This is a genomic window from [Mycobacterium] stephanolepidis (genome assembly GCF_002356335.1).
In the GTDB taxonomy this organism is placed as follows: domain Bacteria; phylum Actinomycetota; class Actinomycetes; order Mycobacteriales; family Mycobacteriaceae; genus Mycobacterium; species Mycobacterium stephanolepidis.
Window position 1 is genome coordinate 2,097,804 of sequence record NZ_AP018165.1, and the last position, 24,742, is coordinate 2,122,545.

The window sequence follows — 24,742 nt, forward strand, 5'->3', positions numbered from 1 at the left end:
TGGGTCGGGTCCGAACAAACATTCGGACACTCCCGCATGCGCTCCGGGCTGACGTGCCGATTTCCTCTAAGCTTTCCGCCGTGGCGATCTCCAAAGTCGAGCGGTTGATGAACCTGGTGATCTGCCTGCTGTCCACCCGCACCTATGTCACCGCAGAACGAATCCGCACCTCTGTGGCCGGCTACTCGGACTCGCCGAGCGATGAGGCCTTCAGCCGGATGTTCGAGCGCGACAAGAACGAACTGCGCGACCTGGGCATCCCACTGGAAACGGGCAAAGTGTCGTCCTTCGACGCCACCGAGGGCTACCGCATCCGTCGCGACGCCTACGAGCTACCCGATATCACTCTCACCGCCGATGAATCCGCGGCCGTTGCGGTCGCTACGCAGCTGTGGCAGTCGCCCGAGCTGGTCACCGCCGCACAGGGCGCGCTGATGAAACTGCGCGCGGCGGGCGTGGACGTCGACCCCACCGCCGAGAACGTTTCGGTGGCGGGGTCCACGTCAAACCTAGCAATGCCCGGTGGTCGTGGTTCGGAATCGGTGCTGCGAATCCTGCTGTCCGCCATCGACTCCGGTCAGGCAGTGCAGTTCGGTCACCGGCCCTCACGCGCCGAGCCGTATGTCACGCGCACCGTGGAGCCGTGGGGTGTGATCACCGATCGTGGCCGCTGGTACCTCGTCGGACATGATCGAGACCGCAACGCCACCCGCACGTTCCGGCTCTCCCGCATCGGGGAGGACGTCACGATGCTGGAAAAGCCTGGCACGGTGCGCCGCCCCGAGGGGGTGGATCTGCGCGCCATCGTGGCCAGGGCCGTCGGCGATGGGCCGGTGCGCATCACCGCGCGGGTGTGGATCGCCGAGGGGCGCGCCCAGGAACTGCGCCGGATGGGTGCCGTGGTCGAACCACGACGGCTGGGGGAACGCGACGGCGATGTGGTGGAGATCGAGGTGGCCTCACCCGACCGCCTGGTTCGCTCTGTCGCCTCCCACGGTGCCGATGCGGTCGCGTTGGAACCGGCACAGGTGCGCGATGAGGTCATCGCTCGCCTTCAGGAGCACGCAGGAGTCACGGCATGACAGAGCTGTCGAATCGTCTGACCCGGCTTCTCAACATGGTTCCGTATTTCCAGGCCAATCCGGGTATCAGCGCCGCCGATGCGGCCGCGGACCTGGGCGTCACCACCAAGCAGCTGATGGCCGATCTGAACCAGCTGTGGATGTGCGGCCTGCCCGGTTACGGTCCCGGCGATCTGATCGATCTCTCCTTCTCCGAGGAGAGCATCGAGGTCACGTTCTCAGCCGGCATCGACCGTCCGCTGCGCCTCACCTCGCCCGAGGCGACGGCGCTGCTGGTCGCCTTACGCGCTCTGCTGGACATGCCCGGCACCGTCGACCCGGAGGCCGCGCGCAGCGCTATCGCCAAGATCGAGGACGCGGCGGGGGCCGGCGATGAGTCGCCCGGGCGAAGAGAATTGAGCACCGAATCGAACGCTTCACCGGCGGCTCCCGTGGAGTCCGAGGCGGTCTCCGCCGTGCGCAGTGCCGTGCGCAACCGCAAGGCACTGCGCATCGAGTACTACTCGGCATCACGAGATGCCTTGTCGGAGCGGATAGTCGACCCCATTCGGATCGCGGTCGTGGGGGATCACAGCTATCTGGAGGCCTGGTGTCGCACCTCCGAGGGGGTGCGGTTGTTCCGGTTCGACAGGATCGAACAGGCCGAGGTTCTCGACCAGCGTTCGACACCTCCTGCGCCTGCGGTCCAGACGGCCACCGACACCGGCCTGTTCGAGGCGGACCCCTCGCTGCCGGCCGCGACGGTGTTGGTCGGGCCGAGTGCATCCTGGGTCTTCGACTATTTCCCGATGCGGCCCACCGGTGTCCAGCATGCCGACGGATCGGTGGAGGCCGCCATGACCTATGCCTCCGAGGACTGGATGGCGCGGCTGATCCTCGGTTTCGGTTCGGCGATCCGGGTGCTGGCGCCGGAATCCTTGGCGCGACGAGTGCGTACCGACGCGGCGGCGGCGCTGGCGGCGTATCAGGCCAGCTGACCGAGATCGGCCCTGGGGTAGCATCAAGGCAGACACGACGCCAGAGGAGGTGACCACATTGGGCGGTCTACAACCCATGCACTGGGTGATCGTAATTGTCGTATTCGCGCTGCTCTTCGGAGCCAAGAAGCTGCCCGACCTCGCGCGTTCGCTGGGTAAGTCGCTGCGGATCTTCAAATCGGAAGTCAAGGAACTGCAAAACGAGGGAAATTCCGCGAAGGCGGCCGACGCCCCACCAGCGGTGGAGCAGCAGCAAGTGCCACCCGCTACCGCGGTGGAGGCACCGCCGATCGAATCGACTCCCGGTCACAAGCCCACTGCCTAGCCGCGTTCCGCCGCGATAGGCCGGCCGGATAGGTCATGCGTTCATGAACAAGGTCCTGGGTGCTCTTGGGCTGCGAAAGTCCAGACAACCCAAGAATTCCGACGGCACGATGTCGCTCATCGAGCATCTGCAGGAGCTGCGCACCCGCCTGCTGATCTCGGTGGCGGCCGTCCTGCTGACCACCATCGTCGGGTTCTTCTGGTACGAGCACGCGATGTTCGGCGTGGAAAGCCTCGGTGAGTGGTTGCGCGGACCGTACTGTTCGCTGCCGGCCAGCGCCCGCGCCAATTTGAGCGCGGATGGGGCCTGCCGACTGCTGGCAACCGCACCTTTCGAGCAGTTCATGCTGCGCCTCAAGGTAGGCCTGACCGCTGGCGTGGTGCTGGCCTGTCCGGTGTGGCTGTACCAGATCTGGCGGTTCATCACGCCGGGCCTGTATCGCAACGAACGCAAATTCGCGGTCATCTTCGTCACCGCCGCGACGGTGCTGTTCGTCGCCGGCGCGCTGTTGGCCTACATGGTGCTGGCCAAGGCCCTGCACTTCCTCTTGACGGTGGGCAGTGACGTCCAGGTCACCGGGCTCAAGGGTGACGAGTACTTCAGTTTCCTCATCAACGTGTTGCTGGTCTTCGGTGTCAGCTTCGAGTTCCCGCTGTTGCTCGTCATGCTGAATTTCGTTGGGATCCTGTCCTACGCCAAGCTCAAGAATTGGCGCCGGGGCATCATCTTCGGCCTCTTTGTGTTCGCGGCCTTCGCGACCCCGGGATCGGATCCGTTCACGATGACCGCGCTGGGCCTCGCGCTGACGGTGCTGCTGGAATTCTCCATTCAGGTGGCCCGGATACACGACAGGCGCAAAGCCAAACGGGAGGCCGCGCAGGAGCTCAGCGATGACGAGGCCTCTGCTTTGGATGCTCCCGAGGCCATTGCCGCGCCCGAACCGATCGGTCCTCCCGAGCGGTTTGACAACATGGGCAAGTGACCAGCATCGGAACCCAACTCAGTGCGTTCTCCCAAGGGCTGAGTTTTGCTCTCGATCCCTTTCAGGTCCGCGCCTGCACGGCGCTGGAAAACGGCCATGGTGTGCTGGTCTGTGCACCCACCGGCGCGGGTAAGACCATCGTCGGAGAATTCGCGGTGCACCTGGCTCTGGCGGCCGGACGCAAGTGCTTCTACACCACCCCGATCAAGGCGCTGAGTAACCAGAAGTACAACGACCTGGTGTCGGTGTACGGACCGGAGAAGGTCGGCCTGCTCACCGGAGACTCCTCGATCAACTCCGATGCTCCGGTGGTGGTGATGACCACCGAGGTACTGCGGAACATGCTGTATGCGGATTCACCAGCACTGCATGGTCTTTCGTATGTGGTCATGGACGAGGTGCACTTCCTGGCCGACCGATTCCGCGGTGCGGTCTGGGAAGAAGTCATTCTGCACCTGCCCGAAGAGGTGGCCCTGGCCAGTCTGTCGGCCACAGTGAGCAACGCCGAAGAATTCGGCGGGTGGATCAAGACGGTCCGCGGAGACACCGCCGTCGTGGTCGACGAGACCAGGCCGGTCCCGTTGTGGCAGCACGTCATGGTCGGGCGGCGGCTCTTCGATCTCTTTGATTACGACGGCAAGAAGACCGATGTCGACCCGGAGCTCACCCGCTACATAGCCCAGCGGCGCCAGGCCGATCGCTTCGCAGACTTCGACCGCCCACGCCGCCGCGGTCCCCAAGATCGTGGCGGGCGCCCTCCCACGCTCTATCGCCCGCCGTCGCGACCCGAGGTCATCACCCGGCTCGACGAGGACGGCCTGCTTCCGGCGATTACGTTCATCTTTTCTCGTGCTGGTTGCGATGGCGCTGTGGCGCAATGCCTTCGATCCCGGTTGCGCCTCACCACCGAGGAGGACCGGCGGGAGATCGTCGCCATCATCGACCGCCGCACCGAGGGGCTGCCCGAGGCGGATCTGGATGTGCTCGGCTACTGGCAGTGGCGTGAGGGGCTGCTGCGCGGTATCGCCGCCCACCATGCGGGCATGCTGCCGGTGTTCCGGCACACCGTCGAGGAACTGTTCACCAAGGGGCTCGTGAAGGCGGTATTTGCTACCGAGACACTGGCATTGGGTATCAACATGCCCGCGCGCACGGTGGTGCTGGAACGGTTGGTGAAGTTCAACGGGGAGCAGCACGCGGCGTTGACCCCAGGGGAGTACACCCAGTTGACCGGGCGGGCGGGCCGACGCGGGATCGACGTCGAGGGACACGCAGTCGTGCTGTGGACGCCCGAGGTGGAACCCGGCGAGATCGCGGGTCTGGCCTCCACGCGTACCTTCCCGCTACGCAGCTCATTTGCGCCGTCGTACAACATGACGATCAATCTGGTGCACCGGATGGGTCCGGATCCGGCGCGCGAACTGCTGGAGCGATCCTTCGCACAGTTCCAGGCCGACCGCTCGGTGGTGGGATTGGTCCGCGGTATCGAACGCGGCAAGAAGATGCTGGACGAGATCGCCAAGGAGATTGACGGGCACGACGGTGCCGCCCTGGAATATGTCCGGTTACGTGGCAGGCTGTCCGAGCGTGAGCGGGCCGCTGCGCGCAGCTCACGGCTGGCGCGTCGTGGTGCGGCCAACGATGCCTTGGCCGCCCTCAAGCGCGGCGATGTCATCGCGATACCCCACGGCCGTCGCAACGGAGTGGCCGTGGTGCTGGAGCCGGCCCACGACGACGATGACCCGCGTCCGTTGGTGTTGACCGAACATCGTTGGGCCGGAAGGATTTCATCGGCGGACTACTCGGGAACCGCGGAACCGCTCGGATCCATCAGCCTGCCCAAGCGTGTCGAGCACCGCCAGCCCAAGGTGCGCCGTGACGTGGCGTCGGCCCTGCGATCGGCGCTGGACGAGGGCCGGGTGCGCAGGCCGCAACCCGTAAAGGGACGCAAGAACGACCCGGGTGCTGATGGTTCAGATCTTGGCGTCGAGGTCGAACGGCTGCGTCGAGAAATCCGGGAGCATCCGGTGCACCACGCTCCCAACCGCGAGGAACTGGCGCGGACGGCCGAGCGCTATCTGCGCATCGAACGCGATAACGCACAACTGCAGAAGAAGGTGTCGGCCGCGACCAACTCACTCGCGCGCACTTTTGACCGCATTCTGACGCTGCTGACCGAACGTGGATACGTCCAGGACAGCTCCGAACTCGGCAAGAAGGTGACCAAGGACGGCTTGCTGCTGGCCCGCATCTACAGCGAGAGCGATCTGCTGGTGGCCGAATGTCTGCGGCGCGGACTGTGGGCGGGGCTCAAACCCGCGGAACTGGCGGCCGTGGCATCGGCCGTGCTGTACGAGTCGCGTGGTGACGCGGTATCGGTGACGGGGGAGGCCCCCACCGCGGCACTGCGCGCGGCGCTCGCCGAAACCCACCGAGCGCTGGCCCGGTTGCGTCACGACGAACAGCGGCATCAGCTCGCGCCCACCCGCGAGGTCGATGAGGGCTTCGTCGCGGCGGTACACCGATGGGCGACCACCGGTGATCTGGCGGCATCGTTGGAGGCGGCCGGTGATACGGGCACCGCGCTACCGGCAGGCGATTTCGTGCGGTGGTGCCGGCAAGTGGTTGATCTGCTCGACCAGATCAACAAGGCAGCGCCGGATGCCGAGCTGCGCTCGGTGGCGAGGGCCGCGGTCGCCGACGTGCGGCGTGGCGTCGTTGCCGTTGATGGCACATAACGACGAGCAAACGCTAAGGTGGAGCGTCAGCACCCTCTTACACACCGGTAAGTAATAAAGTCGCGACACGGGAGGAACGATGAGCGGTCCACAGGGAACCGAACCTGGCGGACAGTGGGCGCCCCAACCTGGGCAAGGCCAAGAGCCGTGGCAGACACCGCAATCCTCAGATCCGGCACAGCAGGGTGAACCGAGTTGGCAGCAGCCCGCCTATGGTCAGGGCCAGCAGTATCCGCAGTACCAGCAGCCGGGTTTCCCGGGCGGTGGATTCGGGGATCCGAGCCAGTTCGGCCAGCAGCCCGGTCAGCAGGGGTTTGGTGAGCCGAGCCAGTTCGGCCAGCCCGGCGCCTACGGCCAGCCGGGACAGTACGGCCAGCAGGGTGGATACCCGGGCCAGTACGGACAGCAGCAGGGACAGCCGTTCCCGCAGTTCGGCGCCGGAAAGCCGCAGCGTTCCACCAAGACCATCGCGATCATCGGCGGTATCGTCGCGGCCGCGGTGATCCTGATCGTGGTGCTGGTTACCGCCTTCCTGGCCCCCGGCTGGGCCATGACCACAACCCTGGACGTCAACAAGGCGCAGGAGGGTGTGACCAAGGTTCTCACCGACGAAACCAATGGCTACGGCGCCAAGAACGTCAAGGACGTCAAGTGCAATGACGGCCAGAACCCCGAGGTGAAGAAGGGCGCCACCTTCAGCTGCGATGTCAGCATCGACGGCACCAAGCGACAGGTCACCGTGACCTTCCAGAACGACAAGGGCACCTACGAAGTCGGCCGCCCCAAGTAGATCGTTTCTCGCGAAAACGCCGAGTGTTGCCATCCGCACACTCGGCGTTTTTGCGTTCTCGACCTAAGGCTGGGGCAGCGCGTCCAATGCCTTCTGCAGGCGCGTGATCGCCGACCCGATCCCCAGCTCGGCACCCAGTTCGGCGACCCGCTGCGGATCGCGGGCGGCCAGCGGCAGCGCATCGCTGTCCCGATCGATGGTGACCGGCGCATCCACGGCCACCCGGACCACCGGCTCGGCGGCCGCGATGTAGTCGACCGAGGCCTGCAGCTTGGCGCGAACCGCCTTGGCCAGCCCTGATTTTGGATCATCGGCCGCGGCGAGGATGCCGGTCAGCGAGTGGTGCTCGGCCAGAAGCTTGGCGGCGGTCTTCTCGCCCACCCCGGCAACACCGGGCAGACCGTCGGATGGGTCACCGCGCAGCAGGGCCAGCTCGGCGTACGCCGAGCCGGCACGCTCGACGGGCACGCCGTACTGCTCGGACACCTCCACCGGTCCGAACAATGTGGCCTTGGCGAACCCGCGCCCCATATAGAAGACGCGAACAGGCACCGGGGCATCGGTAACCACCTGCAGTAGGTCACGGTCCCCGCTGACAACGATCACCGGGTCGCGCCGCTCGGCCGCCGCGAGGGTGCCCAAGACGTCGTCGGCCTCGAATCCCGGGGCGCCGGCGGACGCGATGCCGAACGCATCCAGCATTTCGGCGATCATGTCGACCTGGGGTGTCAGGTCGTCGGGCACCTCTTCGACATCGACGGCTCCGTCGGGCTCCTCCGCGACCACACGATGCGCCTTGTACGACGGAATCGCGGCAACCCGCCAGGCCGGTCGCCAGTCCAGATCCAGACACACCACAAGCCGATGCGGCCGATGCAGCGTGATGAGCTGGGAGATGGTGTCGAGGAAGCCGCGGACCGCGTTGACGGGTCGGCCATCGGGAGACTTGATGGAATCCGGGACGCCAAAATATGAACGGAACCACAGGCTGGCTCCATCGAGGAGCAGGACGGGTCGGTGGAGGTCTTCTGACACGGCACTCAACCTATGCCAGATAGCCTGGACCGTATGGCACCCCAGCGTTTTGAATCCGATGTGTACACCAACCGCCTGCAACGTGCCGCTCAGGAGGCCGCGACGGCCGGGGTGGCGGGCTTGGTGGTCACACCCGGATACGACCTGAGATATCTGACCGGCTCACGCGCGCAGACATTCGAGCGGCTCACCGCGTTGGTGGTGCCTGCCTCGGGAACGCCCACCGTGATCGCACCGCGGATGGAGCTTGCGGCGCTGCAGGATTCGGCGATCGGCGACCTCGGCATCCCGATCAGCGACTGGGTGGACGGGGAGAACCCCTATGAGCTGGTACGTGCGGCGTTGGGTTCCCGCGATGGTGCGCTGCCGGGCGCCATCGCCGTCACCGAGTCCATGCCCGCACTGCATCTACTCCCGCTGACAGAATTGATCGGGACCGTGCCGATACTGGCCACCGGTGTGCTGCGCCGACTGCGCATGGTCAAGGACGCCTCGGAGATCGATGCCCTGCGCAAGGCCGGGGCTGCCATCGATCGCGTACACGCGCTGGTGCCCGAACTGCTGGTGCCGGGGCGCACGGAGGCGCAGGTGGCCGCTGATATCGCTGAAGCGATTGTGGCCGAGGGGCATTCGGAGGTCGCCTTCATCATTGTCGGATCCGGTCCGCACGGGGCCGACCCGCACCACGAATGCTCCGAACGGGAGCTGCAGACCGGGGACATCGTGGTGGTGGACATCGGCGGCAGCTACGAGCCCGGTTACAACTCAGACAGCACGCGTACCTACAGCATTGGTGAGCCCGACCCCGATGTGGCTCACCGGATTTCAATTCTGGAGCAGGCGCAGCAGGCGGCCGTTCGGGCGGCTCGGCCCGGCGTGAGCGCCCAATCGGTGGATGCCGCCGCGCGCCGCGTTCTCGTCGAGGCGGGGATGGGTGAGGCGTTCGTACATCGCACCGGACACGGCATCGGATTGTCGGTACACGAGGAGCCGTACATCGTGGCGGGCAACGATCTGATCCTGGAACCGGGCATGGCCTTCAGCATCGAGCCGGGTGTGTACTTCCCGGGCCTATGGGGCGCACGAATCGAGGACATCGTCGTCGTGACCGAAAATGGTTGCGAGTCGGTGAATTCCCGGCCGCACGGCCTGACGGTGGTGCCTACTCGGTAGGGGCGTCGCCGCGGTTCAGCAGATCAGAGGAGCCCAGCACCCGCTCGATCTTGACCTCGATGACCACCCGCTGCGGGTTCACCCGCGGGGTGCGATAGCGCTGCGCGTAACGCAGCTCGGCGTCGCGCACCGCCTCTTTGTCGGTGACGACAGTGGCCGAGCCCTCCAGGGAGAGCCAGCGGGCGCCGTCCACCTGACTCAGTACCGCGAGGCCTCCGCGCTCGGCGTTGACCGCTTTCTGTGACCCGCCGGTGGTGATGACCCGCGCGATGTGGGTGACTGGGTCAAAAGTGAAGCCGACAGCCACCACGTGCGGACTGTTGTCCTGGCGCAAGGTGGTCAGCATCGCAAGATGGCGCTCGGACAGAAACGCCAGCGCATCATCGGTAAGTCGAGTTGTAGGGGTGTTCGGCATCAACTCTCACGCTAGCGCAGGACATAATCGCTGACGTGACCGACACGGTGCGACACTCCGGCCAGCTTGGGGATGATCCGCTTGCGGGAAGATCGTCGACGGTGGTGATCTTCGGTGGACGCAGCGAAATCGGACTTGAGGTGGCTACTCGTCTCGCCGCCGGAAACACCGTGGTACTCGCGGCGCGCCGGGCCGGTGATCTGCACGACGAGGAACGACGTATCCGCGACGCCGGGGCCGTTGCCGTCGACTGCGTCGAGTTCGACGCCGACCGGCTCGATACCCACGAATCGGTGCTGGCCGCACTCGCCGAGCGGCATGGAGCCATCGACGTGGCGGTACTCGCGTTTGGACTGCTGGGCGATCAGGAGCGGGCGGAAACCGATGCCGGCCACGCGGCGGCGATCGTCCACATCGACTACGTGGCACAGGTGGCGTTGTTGACTCAGCTGGCCGTGCGCATGCGTGGCGCCGGACGCGGCGCGCTGGTGGTGTTCTCCTCGATCGCCGGATGGCGAGTACGGCGTGCCAATTACGTGTATGGATCGGCCAAGGCGGGGCTCGACGGTTTCGCCAGTGGGCTCGCCGACGCCCTGCACGGTTCCGGCGTGCACTTGTTGATCGCGCGCCCCGGCTTCGTGATCGGGCGGATGGCGGCGGGCATGTCACCGGCACCATTGGCGAGCACACCGCCCCAGGTGGCGGAGGCGACCGTGCGCGCGCTGCGCAGCGGGAAGCGCACGGTGTGGATTCCGCGTGCGCTGGGAACGCTCGCATTCATCATGCGATGGGTACCGTCAGCTATATGGCGCAGGATGCCGCGGTGATTACCGTGATCGGGATAGGTGCGGACGGTGTCGACGGACTATCCATGCATTCCCGCCGTGAATTGCAGCGCGCCTCAATAATATTCGGTTCATTACGCCAGCTGGAACTGCTGGCCGAGGAATCTCTGGCGGCCGAGTGTCGGGTATGGCCTTCGCCACTGTTGCCCGCGTTGCCCACCATGTTCGATGGTCTCGGCAACGTCCACGTGCTTGCCAGCGGCGACCCGATGCTGCATGGCATCGGCACCACGCTGATCCGGCTCTTCGGCCCGGATCGGGTGCGCGTGTTACCGCATGTGTCCAGTGTGTCGTTGGCCTGCGCCCGAATGGGTTGGGCGGTGAACGATGTGGAGATCATCAGCCTGGTCAATACGCAGGCAGCCGCCGCACTGCGATACGGCGGTCGGGCGATCGTGCTCAGCCGCAACGCGGATACTCCGGCTGAGCTGGCGCGGACCCTGGCCGATTCCGAGCTGGGTGACTCACTGTTGACGGTGTGGGAACAGTTGGGTGGCGCGGCAGAGATCCATGTGGAAGGGGTTGCTCGCGAGTGGGGCCATTCACCCGGTCATGCATTGAATGTCATTGCTGTGGAATATGTTCCGGGGGTAGGAGTAGCGGTGCTGCCACTGGTTGCGGGGCTGTCCGAGGACGTTTTCGAACATGACGGGCAGATCACCAAGCGCGAGATCCGGGCGGTCACGCTGGCATCACTCGCGCCGCGGCCGGGTCAGCGGCTTTGGGACGTGGGCGCCGGGTCGGGCAGTATCGCGATCGAATGGTCCCGCAGTGGCGCCGGCTGTAGCGCCTCGGCCTTCGAGATCAAGCCATCGCGACGGGCCGCGATCGTGGCCAACGCGACGAAATTCGGCGTAGACGTCGAGTGTTTCGCCGCCGCGCCCGGCGATTTCGACAGGGCCTGCCCTCCGGACGTGATCTTCGTCGGCGGTGGTGTGACCAATGCCGGGCTGCTGGAGGCGTGCTGGGAGCGGCTGCCGAGCGGGGGCCGGATTGTCGTCAACGCGGTCACCGCGGAGTCCGAAGCGCTGCTATTGCACTGGTATTCCCGCCATGGGGGAGAGCTGCACCGGTACCGCGTGGAGGACGCGGCTCCGCTCGGAGCCTTTACCAGCTGGAGATCCCGGCTGCCCGTGGCTCAATGGACCGGGGAAAAGCCATGACCGTCTACTTCATCGGTGCGGGACCGGGCGCCGCCGACCTCATCACGGTGCGCGGGCAGCGGATTCTGCAGCGGTGCATGGTGTGCCTGTACGCCGGATCGATCATGCCGCCCGACCTTCTGGAGGTATGCCCACCCGACGCCCGAATCATCGACACCGGCCCACTGACCTTGGATGCCATTATCGAGGAGATATCCAGTGCTGACGCACAGGGATTGGATGTCGCCAGGCTGCACTCGGGCGACCCTTCGCTGTACAGCGCGGTGGCCGAGCAGTGCCGCCGACTCGATGCCCTTGGCATTGGCCACGAGATCGTCCCGGGTGTCCCGGCCTTCGCCGCGGCCGCGGCGGCATTGGGCACCGAGCTGACCGTTCCCGGTGTCGCGCAGACCGTGACGATCACCCGGGTCTCGACGCTGTCCACCGCGATGCCCGCCGGTGAGGATTTGCGCTCACTGTCGGTGCCGGGGGCGACGCTGGCGTTGCACCTGGCGGCGGCTCAAATCGACAATGTGGTAGCCGATCTCGTCGCCGGCGGGTATCCGCCGGGCACGCCGGCCGCTGTCGTGGCATATGCCAGCTGGCCATCCGAGATCATCCTTCGTGGCACTCTCGCGGACATTGCCGGGCAGATGAAACAAGCGGGCGTGACCAAGACGGCGGTCATCTTCGTGGGAAAGGTTCTTGCGGCAGAGGGATTCACCGATAGCTACCTGTACTCGGCCGGACGTCGCAGAGGGGCAACACATTAGATGAAAATCTTGATTCTCGGCGGTTCGGCGGAGGCGCGCGAGCTTGCGGAGCGGCTCGTGCCCCGGTTCGATGTCACGACGTCGCTCGCGGGGCGGGTGCGTAACCCGGCTGTTCCGGCCGGCGAGTTGCGCATCGGGGGCTTCGGTGGAGAGGTCGGACTACGTAAATGGCTATTGGATAACAATATTGACGCCGTAGTCGATGCTACGCATCCGTTCGCGGCGACGATTACCGAGAACGCCGCTGCGGCATGCGCTCGGCTGGGTATCCCGCACCTCATCCTGCGCCGTCCACCCTGGCCTGCGGGAGATGCGACCGTGGTGTCCTCGGCGGCCGAGGCCAAGGACGCGGTGGTGGCGCAGGGCTTTTCGCGGGTGTTTCTGACCTCGGGGCGCTCCAGCATCGGGGCGTTTCTGTTCTCGGACGCCTGGTTCCTGATCCGTGTGGTGGAGCCGGTGCCCGCCGACGAACTTCCCGAGCGGCACCATCTGCTGTTGTCACGCGGGCCGTACTCGCTCGAGGAGGAGACCGACCTCATGCGCCAGTATGAGATCGAGGTGCTGGTCACCAAGAACAGCGGCGGAACGATGACCTCGGCGAAGTTGGAAGCCGCTGCGGTACTGGGCATTCCCGTGGTGATGATCGACAGGCCGCCCCTGCCGGAGAACGTGTGCACCGTGCCCACTGTGGACGAGGCGCAGCAATGGGTTACTGAGCGGGATATCGCCGAGGCGTGAACACCTGAGGTCCGGAATCGGTGTCCTGCCACTGGGTCTGTGAGGACCCGACGATCAGCAGGGTGCGCATGTCCACGGCTGACGGGTCGAGGTCACCCAGCGTGGTCACCCGCACGGACTCTCCCGCGCCGCCGACATCGCGTCCCAGCACGACCGGGGTGGCGGGGTCGCGGTGTTCCAGCAGCACATCGCGCATGGATGCCACTTGCCAGGTGCGCGACTTCGAGGCCGGGTTGTACACGGCCAGCACCAGATCGGCCGCGGCCGCGGCACGTAGCCGGGACTCGATGACCTGCCATGGCTTGAGACGGTCGGACAGCGAGATCACCGCATAGTCATGCCCGAGGGGTGCCCCGACCCGGCTGGCGACAGCCTGCGCCGCCGTCATCGCCGGAAGCACCCGCACCGCGACATCGGGCCATGCCCGGGCCTCTTCCATCACGGCCGCAGCCATCGCGAAGACGCCAGGGTCTCCGGAGGACACCACGGCGACCCGGCGACCACCCGCGGCGAGCTTGAAAGACAGTTCGGCGCGTGCGGGCTCGTCACGGTTGTCGCTGGCATGACGGATTTGCCCGTCCCGAGCGGGAATACGATCCAGATACGGGCCGTATCCGATGAGATCGGTGGCGAGCGCCAGTTCGTGGCGCACCTCGGTGGTCGTCCAATCATGATGACCGGGGCCCAAACCGACCACCGTCACCATCCCGTCCTGGGCGGTGTCGGTGAGGGGTTGCGCTCCGGGAACCAGGACCAGTGAGAAATAGGGCACCGAAGACGGGTCGACATCGGCGGCGGGCAGTACCCGCTGCTGCGTGGTGCTGGCCCGTTCCACGTAGTAGGCACGGTCCAGCACGCCGGCGGTGTCCAACGCCTGTCGGACGGCCCCGTAGGAGCGTCCCAGTTTCATGATGACTGCGGCATCCGAATCGCTGAGCCTGCGGGCGATCTCGTCGGCGGGCAAGGTGCCGGGGATGACGGTGAGAATCTCGTCGCCCTCGACCAGGGGCGTACCCGTTGCGGCCGATGCGGCGCTGACCGACGTCACACCGGGGATGATGACCGCATCGAACCTGTCGGTCAGGCGGCGGTGCATATGCATGTACGAGCTGTAGAACAGCGGATCGCCTTCGGCGAGCAGCGCCACATTTCGGCCCGAATCCAAATGGGCGGCAATCCGATTCGCGGACTCCTCGTAGAAGTCATCGATCGCACCGCGGTATCCGCCCGGGTGATCGGTGGTCTCGGTGGTCACCGGGTAGACCAGATGCTCCTCGATCTGGCCGGGCCGCAGATACGGCTGCGCAATCGAGCGGGCGATGCTGCGGCCATGGCGTGCGCTGTGGAATGCCACCACGTCGGCCTCGCCGATCACGCGTGCCGCCTTCACGGTCACCAATTCGGGATCACCGGGGCCCAGGCCCACACCCCAGAGCGTTCCTCTGCTCATTCCTTCTCGCTCGCAATCGCATTCACGGCAGCGGCGGCCATGGCGCTGCCGCCGCGTCGTCCTCGCACCAACAGGTAGTCCATGCCGCGTGGACGGTCGATCAGCTCCTGCTTGGACTGTGCCGAACCGACGAAACCGACCGGGCCGCCCAAGAAGGCCACCGGGGGAGCCACGCCTTCGTCGATGAGTTCGAGTATGCGGAACAGTGCCGTGGGGGCATTCCCGATCGCGGCCACCGATCCAGGTAGTCGATCGGCCCAAAGATCCACCGCGGCAGCAGATCTTGTGGTCCCGGTGCGCTGGGCCAGATCGGCGGCGCGCGGATCGGCCACCAGGGACACCACCTCGTTGTCCGCGGGCAGGCGCAGGCGGGTGATCCCGGCGGCGACCATCGACGAATCGCACAGGATGGGGGCACCAGCGTCCAATGCCGCGCGGGTGCGTGTCACCACATCGGGGGTGAAGGCGATTTCGCCGGGCAGATCCACCTGCCCGCAGGTGTGAATGAGCCGGACCACCACGCGCGCGACGTCGTCGGGGAAGGCCGACAAATCTGCCTCGGCCCTGATGGTCGCGAACGATTGCCGATAGATCTCGGCTCCGTCTCGCACGTAGTCCAGCACGCGCTAACCCTACGGGTGTCGCTCTAGCGGTCGATAACCCAGCTCCGTCGCCACCAGCACCTGGCCTGTGCTGGGGGAGCCGCAGGCCCGTGGACACCCAACCCAATGCCGATGCACCGGCGAATGGATACCGCTGGCGATCTCTTCGGCGACTTCGAGCCGCACGTCGGCGTGGACGTCGGTTCGTGAGCGTCCGCATCCCGGCAGCCCGGTGCACGAGCTGGCATTGAGCCACGGGGAGCGCTCGTCGAAGACCAGGCCCAGAGGTGCCAGCACCCGGAGCACCACATCGGCGTCTTCGTGGGGCAGATCGCACAGCAGCAGGGAGCGCCACGGGGTGATGACGACGGGTTTCTCGGCAGCGGCCAGCAGCGCCGCCACCCGCGCCGGCAGCTGGCCCAACGGAACAGCGGCACCCAGGGTCACCAACTCGTGGTCGGGATACTGCTCGATCCATCCGACGGGCGCGTGCGGCGCGGGCCCTGCCTCGTCCGGGTCCGCGATCAGCGTTGCGTCGATCGCTGCGGCCAGGGTCTTGGCGCCGTCAGGCAGCTCCCGGACGCGCCATGCGTTTCCCCGAATCTGCACGAAGATCTGCGCGGCCGCGAGCAGGCGTTCCACAGCGCTGTCGGGGTCGGCGACACACACCGAGGTGGCGCGACCGCCGAGAATGAGTCGCCAACCAACTCGGTCATGCCGTAGTCCGATGTCCGTACCCATGGTGGCCATATCGCCGCGTCCGTCGTCGAGACTGAACAAAAAGCGCCCCGGCAGGTCGGCGAGCACGGGAGAAGAGATCAGCCCACGGTCGAGCGCGAGGACCAGCGGCCGCACGTCGGGGAAGTCGCCGACCCGTCCCGAGAGCGGCGAGGCCACGATGTTGCGCACTCGTTCGTGGCTCGGTGACGGCAGCAGCCCGGCGTCCGATAACAAGGTGCCCACTGCGTCCGCATCCCGGATAGATCGAAGCTGAACGTTGCCGCGGGAGGTCAGCTCGACGACGGGCGCGCCGTGGCTGCCCGCCGCCGCGGCCAACGCGGCCAACTGCGTCGACGAGAGCATTCCGCCGGGCAGCCGGATGCGTGCCAGGGCTCCGTCGGCCGCCTCATGTAACCGCAGCGCACCGGGGCACGCGTCGTCGGCTGAGGAGCGGGTCACCTACTCACCGTAGGACTACGGTACGAATGTCCTGTGAGCAATGCCCCGATCCTGATTCTGTCGACATCGGATACCGATCTGCTGAGCGCGCGCGCCAGTGGTGCGAACTATCGATGGGCCAACCCTTCTCGTATCCACGTCGACGACGTCCCAGGCCTGCTGGAGGGTATGGGGTTGGTGGTTGTCCGGCTTCTGGGCGGACGTCGCGGCTGGGAAGAGGGCATCGATGCCGTCATCGCCTCCGGAGTGCCGGCCGTGGTGGTCTCCGGTGAACAGGCCCCCGATGCCGAACTCATGGAATGCTCGACAGTTCCGGGCGGCGTCGCCCTGCAGGTGCACCGGTACCTGGCCGAGGGCGGGACGGCCAATCTGCAGCAGCTACATGCGTTCTTGTCCGACACCGTCCTGATGACGGGTATCGGCTTCGAACCACCGACGACAAACCCGGCTTGGGGAGTGCTGGAGCGTGCGACCGGGAGTGTTGATGGTCCCACCGTCGCGGTGCTGTACTACCGCGCCCAACAGCTGGCTGGGAACACCGGATACATAGACGCTCTCTGCACCGCCATTGAAAACCTCGGAGGGCGGGCACTTCCGGTGTACTGCGCCTCGCTGCGCACCGCGCCGGCGGAACTGCTGGAGACGCTGGCCGCCGCTGACGCGATGGTGGTCACCGTGCTGGCGGCGGGCGGCGCGACCCCGGCGGCTGTGGGAGCCGGGGGAGCCGACGATGAGTGGAATGTCGGCCATCTTGCCGCCCTTGATATTCCGATTCTGCAGGGGCTGTGCCTGACCAGCCCCAGAGGTGATTGGGAGGCCAACGATGACGGAATGAGTCCGTTGGACGTCGCCACTCAAGTTGCGGTTCCCGAATTCGACGGCCGCATCATCACCGTGCCCTTCTCGTTCAAGGAGATCGACAGCGACGGCCTCATCACCTATGTTCCCGATCCGGAGCGCTGCGCACGCGTGGCAGGTATCGCCTTGCGGCATGCCAAACTTCGATCCATCCCCGCCGGTGAGCGTCGGATTGCACTGGTGTTCTCCGCATACCCCACCAAGCACGCCAGGATCGGGAACGCGGTGGGCCTGGACACTCCGGCGAGTGCGGTGGCGCTGCTGACCGCCATGCGTGAGGCCGGCTATGACGTGGGCGCCGACGGAGATATCCCCGGACTACCCGCCGCCGGTCGACCCGCCACGGACGGTGACGGCGACACCCTGGTGCACGCGCTCATCGAGCGGGGTGGTCAAGATCCGGACTGGCTTACCGCAGATCAGCTGGCGGGCAACCCGATTCGTGTTCCGGCACGCCAGTATCGGGAGTGGTTCTCCCGGCTGGCGCCCGGTCTTGCCGAGCAGGTCGTCGAACACTGGGGGCCGCCACCGGGGAACCTGTTTGTGGACACCAGTGCCAACCCCGACGGCGATATCGTGATTGCCGCCTTGCAGGCGGGCAATATCCTGCTGCTGGTGCAGCCGCCTCGCGGGTTCGGCGAGAACCCGGTGGCCATCTACCACGATCCCGATCTGCCACCGAGCCACCATTATCTGGCCGCGTATCGCTGGCTGTCGGCCCCGCGCGAGGAGGGCGGGTTCGGCGCCGATGCACTGGTGCACCTGGGCAAGCATGGAAATCTGGAGTGGTTGCCCGGGAAAACCGTTGGCCTGTCCGCAGATTGCGCCACCGACGCCGCGATCGGTGACCTGCCACTTGTCTACCCGTTCCTGGTGAACGATCCGGGCGAGGGCACCCAGGCCAAGCGGCGCGCACACGCGACCCTGGTCGATCACCTGATCCCTCCCATGGCGCGCGCCGAGACCTACGGGGATATCGCGCGTTTGGAACAGCTTCTCGATGAGCACGCGAACATCTCGGCGCTGGATCCGGCCAAACTGCCGGCCATCCGCCAGCAGATCTGGACGCTGATGCGTGCGGCCAAGATGGACCACGACCTGGGACTGGAGGAGCGCCCCGACGAAGACGTCTTCGACGACATGCTGCTGCACGTCGATGGATGGCTCTGCGAGATCAAGGATGTGCAGATCCGCGATGGCCTGCACATTCTGGGTAGCGCGCCCACGGGTGCGGCTCAGGTCGATCTGGTGCTCTCGATCCTGCGCGCCCGGCAGATGTGGGCCGGCGAACAGTCGGTACCGGGGTTGCGTCAGGCGCTCGGCCTGGCCGAGGACGGCACCGATGACCGTGCGCGGGTGGATGAGATCGATCAGAAAGCACACGCGCTGCTGGCCGAGTTGCAGGGCACGGGCTGGAATCCCGATGCGGTCGGTCAACTCACCGACGACCCTCAGGTGGCGTTGATCCTGCGGTTCGCGGCGACGGAGGTGGTGCCCCGGCTGGACGGCACCAACGGTGAGATCGACGCGGTGCTCCGCGCTCTTGATGGCAGATTTATCGAGGCCGGGCCCTCGGGCTCGCCGCTGCGTGGACTCGTCAACGTGTTGCCCACCGGGCGCAACTTTTACTCGGTAGATCCCAAGGCGGTTCCGTCGAAGTTGGCATGGGAGACCGGGCAGGCCATGGCCGACTCGCTACTGCAGCGGTACCGCACCGACTATGGAGATTGGCCGCGGTCCGTCGGGCTTTCGATCTGGGGTACCTCGGCGATGCGGACCTCCGGCGACGATATTGCCGAAGTCCTTGCCCTCCTGGGAGTTCGGCCGGTATGGGATGACGCTTCCCGGCGCGTGGTGAGCCTCGAGGCGATCTCGTTGTCGGAGCTCGGGCGCCCCCGCATCGACGTCACGGTGCGCATCTCCGGATTCTTCCGCGACGCCTTCCCGCACGTGGTGACCATGCTCGACGACGCCGTCGCCCTTGCTGCGGGTCTCGACGAATCCGCCGAGGAGAACTATCTGCGGGCACATGCCGAGGCTGATCGTGCCGAGCACGGAGACTGGCGCCGCGCCACCATGCGCATCTTCGGCTCCAAGCCCGGCACTTATGGGGCGGGTCTGCTTCAACTGATCGATAGCCAAAACTGGCGCAACGACTCGGATTTGGAGCAGGTCTACACAGCCTGGGGCGGATTCGCCTACGGCCGCGGGCTGGACGGTGCCGCCGCCAGTGAGGATATGCGTCATCAATATCGCCGGATCGCGGTGGCGGCCAAGAACACCGACACCCGTGAACACGATATTGCCGACTCGGACGACTACTTCCAGTACCACGGTGGAATGGTCGCCGCGGTGCGAGCGCTCACCGGCAAGGCGCCAGCGGCGTACATCGGCGACAACACCCGGCCCGACGCGGTGCATACCCGCACGTTATCCGAAGAAACCACAAGGGTTTTCCGTGCGCGCGTGGTGAATCCGCGCTGGTTGGAGGCCATGCGTCGACACGGCTACAAGGGTGCATTCGAGATGGCCGCCACCGTCGACTACCTGTTCGGATACGACGCCACCGCGAATGTGATGGCCGACTGGATGTACGAGCAGCTCACCAACAGCTATGTGCTCGACGAGCAGAATCGCAAGTTCATGCAGCAGTCGAATCCGTGGGCTCTTCACGGCATTGCCGAGAGATTGCTGGAGGCGGCGAGCCGGGGTCTCTGGGAAGAACCCGATCGGCAAGTTTTGGATGATTTGCGTTCGGTGTTCCTCGAAACCGAGGGCGAGTTGGAGTCGTAGCATCGGGACATGGCCCGGGATATCGGCTTGAACATCGGCACGGTGGCGGCGGGCCGCTACATCCTGTTGACCACATTCACCAAAGACGGTGTGCCCAAGCCGACTCCGATGGGCTTCGTGGCAGAGGGTGACGAGCTTCTGCTGACCACGAGTGCCAACACCTGGAAGGTCGGAAGGATTCGGCGCAACCGGAAGGTGCGGGTGGCTGTCTGTACCCAGCGCGGCAGGGTGATCAGTCCGTCGGCCGACGCCACCGCGGTGATCGTCGAGGATCCGGCGTCTGTGGCGCGTATCCGTTCGGCCGTGGTCAGCCGATACGGACTGGCCGGCCGGATCGCGACTGCATGGCTGGATCGGCGTAACGGCGCCAGGGTTGGGATTTCGGTGACGCTCGGTGCGCCGGAAACGCCGGGAGGTTTCTAGACTGGTCGGCATGGGTGCGAACCTCCCGGTGCCGACATTCGACGAAGTCTGTGCTGCCAAGTATGTCCTGCTGACCACCTACACCAAGGACGGCCGGGCCAAACCTGCCGCGGTCTGGGCGGCGCCCGAGGACGGTGAACTTCTGGTGTGGACCGAGACGACGTCCTGGAAGGTGCGTCGAATCCGTAACACCCCGCGGGTGTCGCTGGCCATCTGCGATGTGCGCGGCAAGGTCCGCAGCGGTGAGATCGAGGGCACCGCGCGCGTCCTGGACACCGAGGGCACTCAGCGAGCGCGCGCGGCCATCACCCGCAAGTACGGCCTGTTGGGCTGGGTGCTGGTCAAGGCGAGCGTCGTGCGTCGCGGCAGCAGCGGCACCATTGGCTTGGCCGTCACCGCCTGACCCGCAGCGGTGAATCGGGAACCCGGGGACGGGTCGGCTCGTTGACCCGATATGTGGCCTGGTCTGTTTCTGCTGTACGTGATCGTGGAGGTGTCCGCCCTGGTGGCGTTGACCTCGGCGGTGGGTATCGGCTGGACCATCATCGCCGTCCTTGCCGCCTTCGTGGTCGGTCTCATACTTGCCGGCTCTCAGGCTCGACGCGCCGTTGATCAGCTGCGACGTGGAGTCAGATCCCCGGGAGGGGCCATCGCGGACGGTGCGCTCATCGCGCTCGGAACCATTGCGGTGGTGATTCCCGGACTGGTCTCCTCGGCCATCGGACTGCTGATGCTGCTGCCGCCGACCCGTGCTGTCCTACGGCCGGTCCTGACTCTGGTGGCAGCCCGCCAGCTGAGTAGGCGGGCACCCCTCATCACCGTCATACCCGCCGGATACGGCGCTTTCCGCGGAGATCACACCCGGGCGAGCACCGTCGATTACATCGACGGCGAGGTCATCGACGTGAGTGACGAGCAAGCCGGACCGTCTCGGCGATACCGTCCCGGCCACGACCTGCCTGCATAGACGTCGCCCGAACCCGGCAGAATCAGCGAGTGCAGACTCAACTGCTCGTCAATGCGCGCGTGCATAGCCCGTCGCATCCGGCGGCGACCGCGATGGCCGTGACCGGCGATGTCATCAGCTGGATCGGCGAGGATGACCTCGCTCGTGCAGAGTTCCCGGACGCCGACATCGTCGATCTGGGGGGTGCCTTCGTCGCGCCCGCATTCGTCGACGCCCATGTTCATCTGACCGCCATCGGACTGTCCCTCATCGGGCTCGACTTGTCCGGGGTGGCTTCGCGGGAGCAGTGCCTGGCCCGACTGACCGCGTACGCCGGCGAGCACTCCGACGAGGTGATCTGGGGGCATGGCTGGGACGAATCGCGATGGCCCGAGCGGCAGCCACTGACTACTGCAGATCTTGACGGGGCCGCGCCCGGCCGGGCCGTCTATCTCAGCCGGATCGATGTGCATTCGGCCGCGGCGTCGACCGCGCTGCGGCAGCAGGTACCAGGACTTTCCGGGGCAACGGGATTTCATCCCGAACATCCGGTGGCCGGTGCGGCTCATCATCTGTTGCGGGCACATGCGCGCGGTGCGCTCTCCGTCGATGGGCGGGCGACGGCGCGCCGCGCGGCGCTGGACAATGCGGCATCGTTGGGCCTGGTGTCGGTGCACGAGTGCGGCGGGCCAGAGATCAGTGGTCTGGACGATTTCCGTGAACTGTTGGCCACCGAGCATGGCGTGCAGGTCACCGGATACTGGGGCGAGCCAGCGCGCGACGCCGAGCACGCGCGCGAGCTCATCGCGTTGACGGGGGCCGCCGGTCTGGCCGGAGACCTTTTTGTCGACGGAGCGTTGGGATCGCACACCGCCTGGCTGCAGGAGCCCTATCACGATGCACCACACACCTGCGGCACCATGCATCTGGATGCCGAAACGGTTGAGACGCATCTGGACTCATGTACGCAGGCCGGTATCACCGCAGGCTTCCACGTGATCGGTGACGCAGCTGTCACTCAGGTGATCGACGCTCTGGACCGCGTCGCCACCCGGCACGGCGTACCGGCCGTGGCTCGGTGTGGACATCGTCTCGAGCACCTGGAAATGATCTCGGCTGCGCAGGCGGCGCAGCTTGGTCGCCTTGGGGTCATCGCCAGTGTGCAACCGGCCTTTGACGCCCTCTGGGGTGGCCCCGACGGTATGTATGCGGAACGACTCGGTGCAGACCGAGGTACTCAGCTAAACCCGCTGGCGCTGTTAGCATCCCAAGGCGTGCCCCTCGCGTTCGGTTCTGATGCCCCTGTCGCGCCCCTGGATCCATGGGTGACGGTGCGGGCGGCAGCCCATCACCGCACCCCGAGTAGTTCCGTTTCGGTGCGCGCGGCGTTTGGTGCCGCGACCCGAGGCGGCTGGCGCGCCCAGGGAGTTCATGACGGTGCCACGGGCACGCTGACCCCGGGAGCGCTTGCCAGCTATGCGATTTGGGAGACGGGGGACTTGACCATCAACACCAGCCAACCGGGTGTGCAGCGGTGGTCCACCGACCCGCGTTCGCGTGTCCCCGCCCTCCCGGACCTATCGGATGCCGCCGCGGCGCTTCCCAAGTGTCTGCGGACCGTGCACCGTGGCACGGTGATCCATGGCTGACGAAACTGTCGACGAGTCCGTTGCGGAGATTGTCGATGAGGACGTGACCGATCTGACCGATCTGGCCGAGGCGGCCGACGTTCCGGTCGACGAGGAGTCGGAGGCTACGGGGGAAACCGGCCCCGCACGGGGGGCGGCATTCGTGGCGGCGGTGCGTGCCCGCGGTATCGCGTTCGGCCGGGCCTGGCTGCGTGCGGCGGACCGTCAGGGTGCGGCGGTGATCGGCGGCCTCATGCTGTGCGCGAGCTTCCCGCCCTGGGGTTTCTGGTGGGCGGCGTTCCCGGCACTGTCGATCCTGGGATTGGTGTTGTGGTCGTCGCGCACCGGGCTGCGCGGTGGGCTTGGCTACGGACTGCTGTTCGGTCTCGCGTTCTACGTTCCGCTGCTGCCGTGGACGGGCCAGCTGGTGGGTGCCGTCCCGTGGCTGGCACTGTCGTTGCTGTGCGCTACGTGGGTCGCCCTGTTCGGTGTATTGGCCGTCGCCGTGCGCCGACTGCCGGGCTGGCCGCTGTGGTTCGCCGCCGCGTGGTCCGCCACCGAATGGGGTAAGGCGAGCGTTCCGTTTGGCGGATTCCCATGGGGTCGAGTCGCTTTCGGTCAGGGCGATGGTCCGATGCTGAGCCTGGCCCGGTACGGGGGAGCGCCATTGGTGTCCTTCACGGTGGCCCTGGGCGCGTTCGCGGTGACCGCACTCGGCATTGAGATGTATCGCTGGTGGCGCAGCCCCGCGGTGGGACCAGGTGGTGCACGTCCGGTGCCCTCGGTGCTGCTGCCCGGAGCATGCGTATGCCTGGTCCTGTTCGCCATGGCAGTGAGCTGGCCGCAGGTTCGGCACGCCAGCCACGGCGCCACAGATGGGCGCAGCGTCACCGTCGCCGCGGTGCAGGGAAATGTGCCCCGCCTGGGGCTCGATTTCAACGCGCAACGGCGCGCTGTACTCGACTATCACGTCAAGGAAACCCTCTTGCTGGCTGCGGACGTGAAGGCGGGCAAGGCTCCGGCGCCGCAGTTCGTGGTGTGGCCGGAGAACTCCTCGGATATCGATCCGATCCGCAACGCCGACGCGGCCGAGGCAATCACCGAAGCGGCGCAGGCCATCGGTGTTCCCATCCTGGTCGGCGGCGTGCTGCGGCATCCAGATTCCACCCCCGAACAGCCCAAATCGATCAATTCGGTGATCGTGTGGGATCCCGAGAGCGGCCCCGGCGAGCGCCACGACAAACAGATCGTGCAGCCGTTCGGTGAGTACTTACCGTGGCGGAGCTTCTTCGCGCACTTCTCCACGTACGCGGACCGGGCCGGATACTTCGTCCCCGGGGATGGCAACGGCGTCGTCACAGCGGGCGGCGTGAAGATCGGCGTTGCCACCTGTTGGGAGGTTCTGTTCGATCGGGCGCTACGGCAGTCCACCCTGAACGGTGCCGAGATACTCACCGTGCCGAGTAACAACGCTCTGTTCGGTACGGCGATGAGTGAACAGCAACTGGCCATCTCCAAGGTGCGGGCCGTCGAGCACGATCGGGAGGTCATCGTCGTCGGCACCACCGGGATCAGCGCGTTTATCTCTCCCGACGGCGTCGACGCGGGGCGCACCAAGTTCTTCGAACCGGCCTACATCGATATGCAGGTGCGACTGCACAACGACGTGACACCGGCTACGCAATGGGGTCCGTGGGTGGAGTGGGCGCTGGCTCTGATCGCCGGACTTGCCGTCCTGGCCTCGGCTGGCCTGGCGATACTGCACAATGGAGGGCTGAAGAGGCCCGAACATGCTGAAGAGGCCCGAACATGAGGTAGAACCGGCCTCACCGATTAAGGAGACCTGAC

At 66.2% G+C, this 24,742-nt stretch carries 21 protein-coding genes and 1 pseudogene; 17 read left to right on the forward strand and 5 right to left on the reverse strand.

Translation table 11 applies throughout. The features are described 5' to 3' along the window. Positions 1-80 precede the first annotated feature (80 nt). The 6 genes from MSTE_RS10450 (at position 81) to MSTE_RS10475 (ending at position 6,894) form a co-directional block, all read left to right on the forward strand. A complete protein-coding gene (locus tag MSTE_RS10450) occupies positions 81-1,082 on the forward strand; it encodes a helix-turn-helix transcriptional regulator (protein WP_096500993.1) in 1,002 nt (333 codons plus the stop codon). Next, positions 1,079-2,059 carry a helix-turn-helix transcriptional regulator gene (locus tag MSTE_RS10455; RefSeq protein WP_096500995.1) on the forward strand — a complete coding sequence of 327 codons (981 nt, stop codon included), beginning with the start codon at positions 1,079-1,081 and terminating at the stop codon, positions 2,057-2,059. The genes MSTE_RS10450 and MSTE_RS10455 overlap by 4 nt, the downstream gene beginning before the upstream one ends. A 58-nt stretch (positions 2,060-2,117) precedes the next feature. After that, complete coding sequence (gene tatA, locus MSTE_RS10460; RefSeq protein WP_044104701.1) at positions 2,118-2,384, forward strand: Sec-independent protein translocase subunit TatA; 267 nt, start codon at positions 2,118-2,120, stop codon at positions 2,382-2,384. Positions 2,385-2,493: 109 nt separating this feature from the next. Continuing rightward, positions 2,494-3,366 (forward strand): twin-arginine translocase subunit TatC, encoded by an 873-nt coding sequence (gene tatC, locus MSTE_RS10465; RefSeq protein WP_162291621.1) that lies wholly within the window; start codon positions 2,494-2,496, stop codon positions 3,364-3,366. Further along, positions 3,363-6,104 carry a DEAD/DEAH box helicase gene (locus MSTE_RS10470; protein ID WP_096500999.1) on the forward strand — a complete coding sequence of 914 codons (2,742 nt, stop codon included), beginning with the start codon at positions 3,363-3,365 and terminating at the stop codon, positions 6,102-6,104. The genes tatC and MSTE_RS10470 overlap by 4 nt, the downstream gene beginning before the upstream one ends. Positions 6,105-6,183: 79 nt before the next feature. Continuing rightward, positions 6,184-6,894, forward strand: a complete 711-nt coding sequence (locus MSTE_RS10475) for a DUF4333 domain-containing protein (RefSeq protein ID WP_096501001.1) — start codon at positions 6,184-6,186, stop codon at positions 6,892-6,894. Between the two features lie 63 nt (positions 6,895-6,957). Here the strand turns inward: MSTE_RS10475 and MSTE_RS10480 are convergent, their stop codons facing one another. Beyond that, the gene (locus MSTE_RS10480) at positions 6,958-7,902 is read right to left on the reverse strand and encodes a 5'-3' exonuclease (RefSeq protein ID WP_096505726.1); all 945 of its coding nucleotides are present in this window, start codon (positions 7,900-7,902) and stop codon (positions 6,958-6,960) included. Positions 7,903-7,962: 60 nt separating this feature from the next. Between MSTE_RS10480 and MSTE_RS10485 the strand changes: the two genes are divergently transcribed. Continuing rightward, positions 7,963-9,102 (forward strand): M24 family metallopeptidase, encoded by a 1,140-nt coding sequence (locus MSTE_RS10485; protein ID WP_096501003.1) that lies wholly within the window; start codon positions 7,963-7,965, stop codon positions 9,100-9,102. On the opposite strand, the gene MSTE_RS10490 is transcribed toward MSTE_RS10485, so the two are convergent. Further along, complete coding sequence (locus MSTE_RS10490) at positions 9,092-9,517, reverse strand: F420-dependent biliverdin reductase (protein WP_030095633.1); 426 nt, start codon at positions 9,515-9,517, stop codon at positions 9,092-9,094. The genes MSTE_RS10485 and MSTE_RS10490 overlap by 11 nt on opposite strands. A gap of 101 nt (positions 9,518-9,618) precedes the next feature. Between MSTE_RS10490 and MSTE_RS10495 the strand changes: the two genes are divergently transcribed. The 4 genes from MSTE_RS10495 to MSTE_RS10510 are packed head-to-tail and all read left to right on the forward strand — an operon-like array spanning position 9,619 to position 13,015. Further along, positions 9,619-10,344, forward strand: coding sequence for an SDR family NAD(P)-dependent oxidoreductase (locus MSTE_RS10495; RefSeq protein ID WP_162291622.1), 726 nt, complete (start codon positions 9,619-9,621; stop codon positions 10,342-10,344). Next, complete coding sequence (cbiE, locus tag MSTE_RS10500; RefSeq protein WP_096501007.1) at positions 10,305-11,525, forward strand: precorrin-6y C5,15-methyltransferase (decarboxylating) subunit CbiE; 1,221 nt, start codon at positions 10,305-10,307, stop codon at positions 11,523-11,525. The genes MSTE_RS10495 and cbiE overlap by 40 nt, the downstream gene beginning before the upstream one ends. Further along, positions 11,522-12,277 carry a precorrin-4 C(11)-methyltransferase gene (gene cobM, locus MSTE_RS10505; RefSeq protein WP_096501009.1) on the forward strand — a complete coding sequence of 252 codons (756 nt, stop codon included), beginning with the start codon at positions 11,522-11,524 and terminating at the stop codon, positions 12,275-12,277. The genes cbiE and cobM overlap by 4 nt, the downstream gene beginning before the upstream one ends. Positions 12,278-12,286: 9 nt before the next feature. Then, positions 12,287-13,015 carry a cobalt-precorrin-6A reductase gene (locus MSTE_RS10510; RefSeq protein WP_096505728.1) on the forward strand — a complete coding sequence of 243 codons (729 nt, stop codon included), beginning with the start codon at positions 12,287-12,289 and terminating at the stop codon, positions 13,013-13,015. On the opposite strand, the gene MSTE_RS10515 is transcribed toward MSTE_RS10510, so the two are convergent. From MSTE_RS10515 to cobG, 3 genes are read right to left on the reverse strand one after another with little or no spacing between them, the layout of a single operon-like run. After that, positions 12,987-14,465: a precorrin-2 C(20)-methyltransferase gene (locus MSTE_RS10515; RefSeq protein WP_096501011.1), complete on the reverse strand. Its 1,479-nt coding sequence runs from the start codon at positions 14,463-14,465 to the stop codon at positions 12,987-12,989. The genes MSTE_RS10510 and MSTE_RS10515 overlap by 29 nt on opposite strands. Beyond that, a complete protein-coding gene (locus tag MSTE_RS10520) occupies positions 14,462-15,088 on the reverse strand; it encodes a precorrin-8X methylmutase (RefSeq protein ID WP_096501013.1) in 627 nt (208 codons plus the stop codon). The genes MSTE_RS10515 and MSTE_RS10520 overlap by 4 nt, the downstream gene beginning before the upstream one ends. Positions 15,089-15,097: 9 nt before the next feature. Then, entirely contained in the window at positions 15,098-16,246 is a 1,149-nt protein-coding gene (gene cobG / locus MSTE_RS10525) for a precorrin-3B synthase (protein ID WP_096501015.1), read from the reverse strand. 33 nt (positions 16,247-16,279) lie between these two features. Here cobG and cobN point away from each other — a divergent pair, with 33 nt between their 5' ends. The 6 genes and pseudogenes from cobN to lnt all read left to right on the forward strand — a co-directional run bounded on the left by cobN (position 16,280) and on the right by lnt (position 24,741). Then, positions 16,280-19,897: a cobaltochelatase subunit CobN gene (gene cobN, locus MSTE_RS10530; protein ID WP_096501017.1), complete on the forward strand. Its 3,618-nt coding sequence runs from the start codon at positions 16,280-16,282 to the stop codon at positions 19,895-19,897. 9 nt (positions 19,898-19,906) lie between these two features. Next, entirely contained in the window at positions 19,907-20,320 is a 414-nt protein-coding gene (locus tag MSTE_RS10535; RefSeq protein ID WP_096501019.1) for a PPOX class F420-dependent oxidoreductase, read from the forward strand. A gap of 1 nt (position 20,321) precedes the next feature. After that, a complete protein-coding gene (locus MSTE_RS10540) occupies positions 20,322-20,723 on the forward strand; it encodes a PPOX class F420-dependent oxidoreductase (RefSeq protein ID WP_162291623.1) in 402 nt (133 codons plus the stop codon). 51 nt (positions 20,724-20,774) lie between these two features. Next, positions 20,775-21,287 carry an FxsA family protein gene (locus tag MSTE_RS10545; RefSeq protein ID WP_096501023.1) on the forward strand — a complete coding sequence of 171 codons (513 nt, stop codon included), beginning with the start codon at positions 20,775-20,777 and terminating at the stop codon, positions 21,285-21,287. 92 nt (positions 21,288-21,379) lie between these two features. Continuing rightward, a complete protein-coding gene (locus MSTE_RS10550; RefSeq protein ID WP_096505730.1) occupies positions 21,380-22,915 on the forward strand; it encodes an amidohydrolase in 1,536 nt (511 codons plus the stop codon). Continuing rightward, positions 22,908-24,741: pseudogene (gene lnt / locus MSTE_RS10555) on the forward strand (apolipoprotein N-acyltransferase). Before MSTE_RS10550 ends, lnt begins: the two are co-directional and overlap by 8 nt. Position 24,742: the final 1 nt, after the last annotated feature.

Excerpts from the sequence above, each read along its gene's own strand:
- MSTE_RS10455 (WP_096500995.1), top strand. The coding sequence starts at position 1,079 with ATGACAGAGCTGTCGAATCGTCTGACCCGGCTTCTCAACATGGTTCCG.
- tatC (WP_162291621.1), top strand. The coding sequence starts at position 2,494 with ATGTCGCTCATCGAGCATCTGCAGGAGCTGCGCACCCGCCTGCTGATC.
- MSTE_RS10535 (WP_096501019.1), top strand. The coding sequence starts at position 19,907 with ATGGCCCGGGATATCGGCTTGAACATCGGCACGGTGGCGGCGGGCCGC.
- MSTE_RS10490 (WP_030095633.1), bottom strand. The coding sequence starts at position 9,517 with ATGCCGAACACCCCTACAACTCGACTTACCGATGATGCGCTGGCGTTT.
- cobM (WP_096501009.1), top strand. The coding sequence starts at position 11,522 with ATGACCGTCTACTTCATCGGTGCGGGACCGGGCGCCGCCGACCTCATC.
- cbiE (WP_096501007.1), top strand. The coding sequence starts at position 10,305 with ATGGGTACCGTCAGCTATATGGCGCAGGATGCCGCGGTGATTACCGTG.
- MSTE_RS10545 (WP_096501023.1), top strand. The coding sequence starts at position 20,775 with ATGTGGCCTGGTCTGTTTCTGCTGTACGTGATCGTGGAGGTGTCCGCC.
- MSTE_RS10485 (WP_096501003.1), top strand. The coding sequence starts at position 7,963 with ATGGCACCCCAGCGTTTTGAATCCGATGTGTACACCAACCGCCTGCAA.
- MSTE_RS10550 (WP_096505730.1), top strand. The coding sequence starts at position 21,380 with ATGGCCGTGACCGGCGATGTCATCAGCTGGATCGGCGAGGATGACCTC.
- MSTE_RS10515 (WP_096501011.1), bottom strand. The coding sequence starts at position 14,465 with ATGAGCAGAGGAACGCTCTGGGGTGTGGGCCTGGGCCCCGGTGATCCC.
- MSTE_RS10475 (WP_096501001.1), top strand. The coding sequence starts at position 6,184 with ATGAGCGGTCCACAGGGAACCGAACCTGGCGGACAGTGGGCGCCCCAA.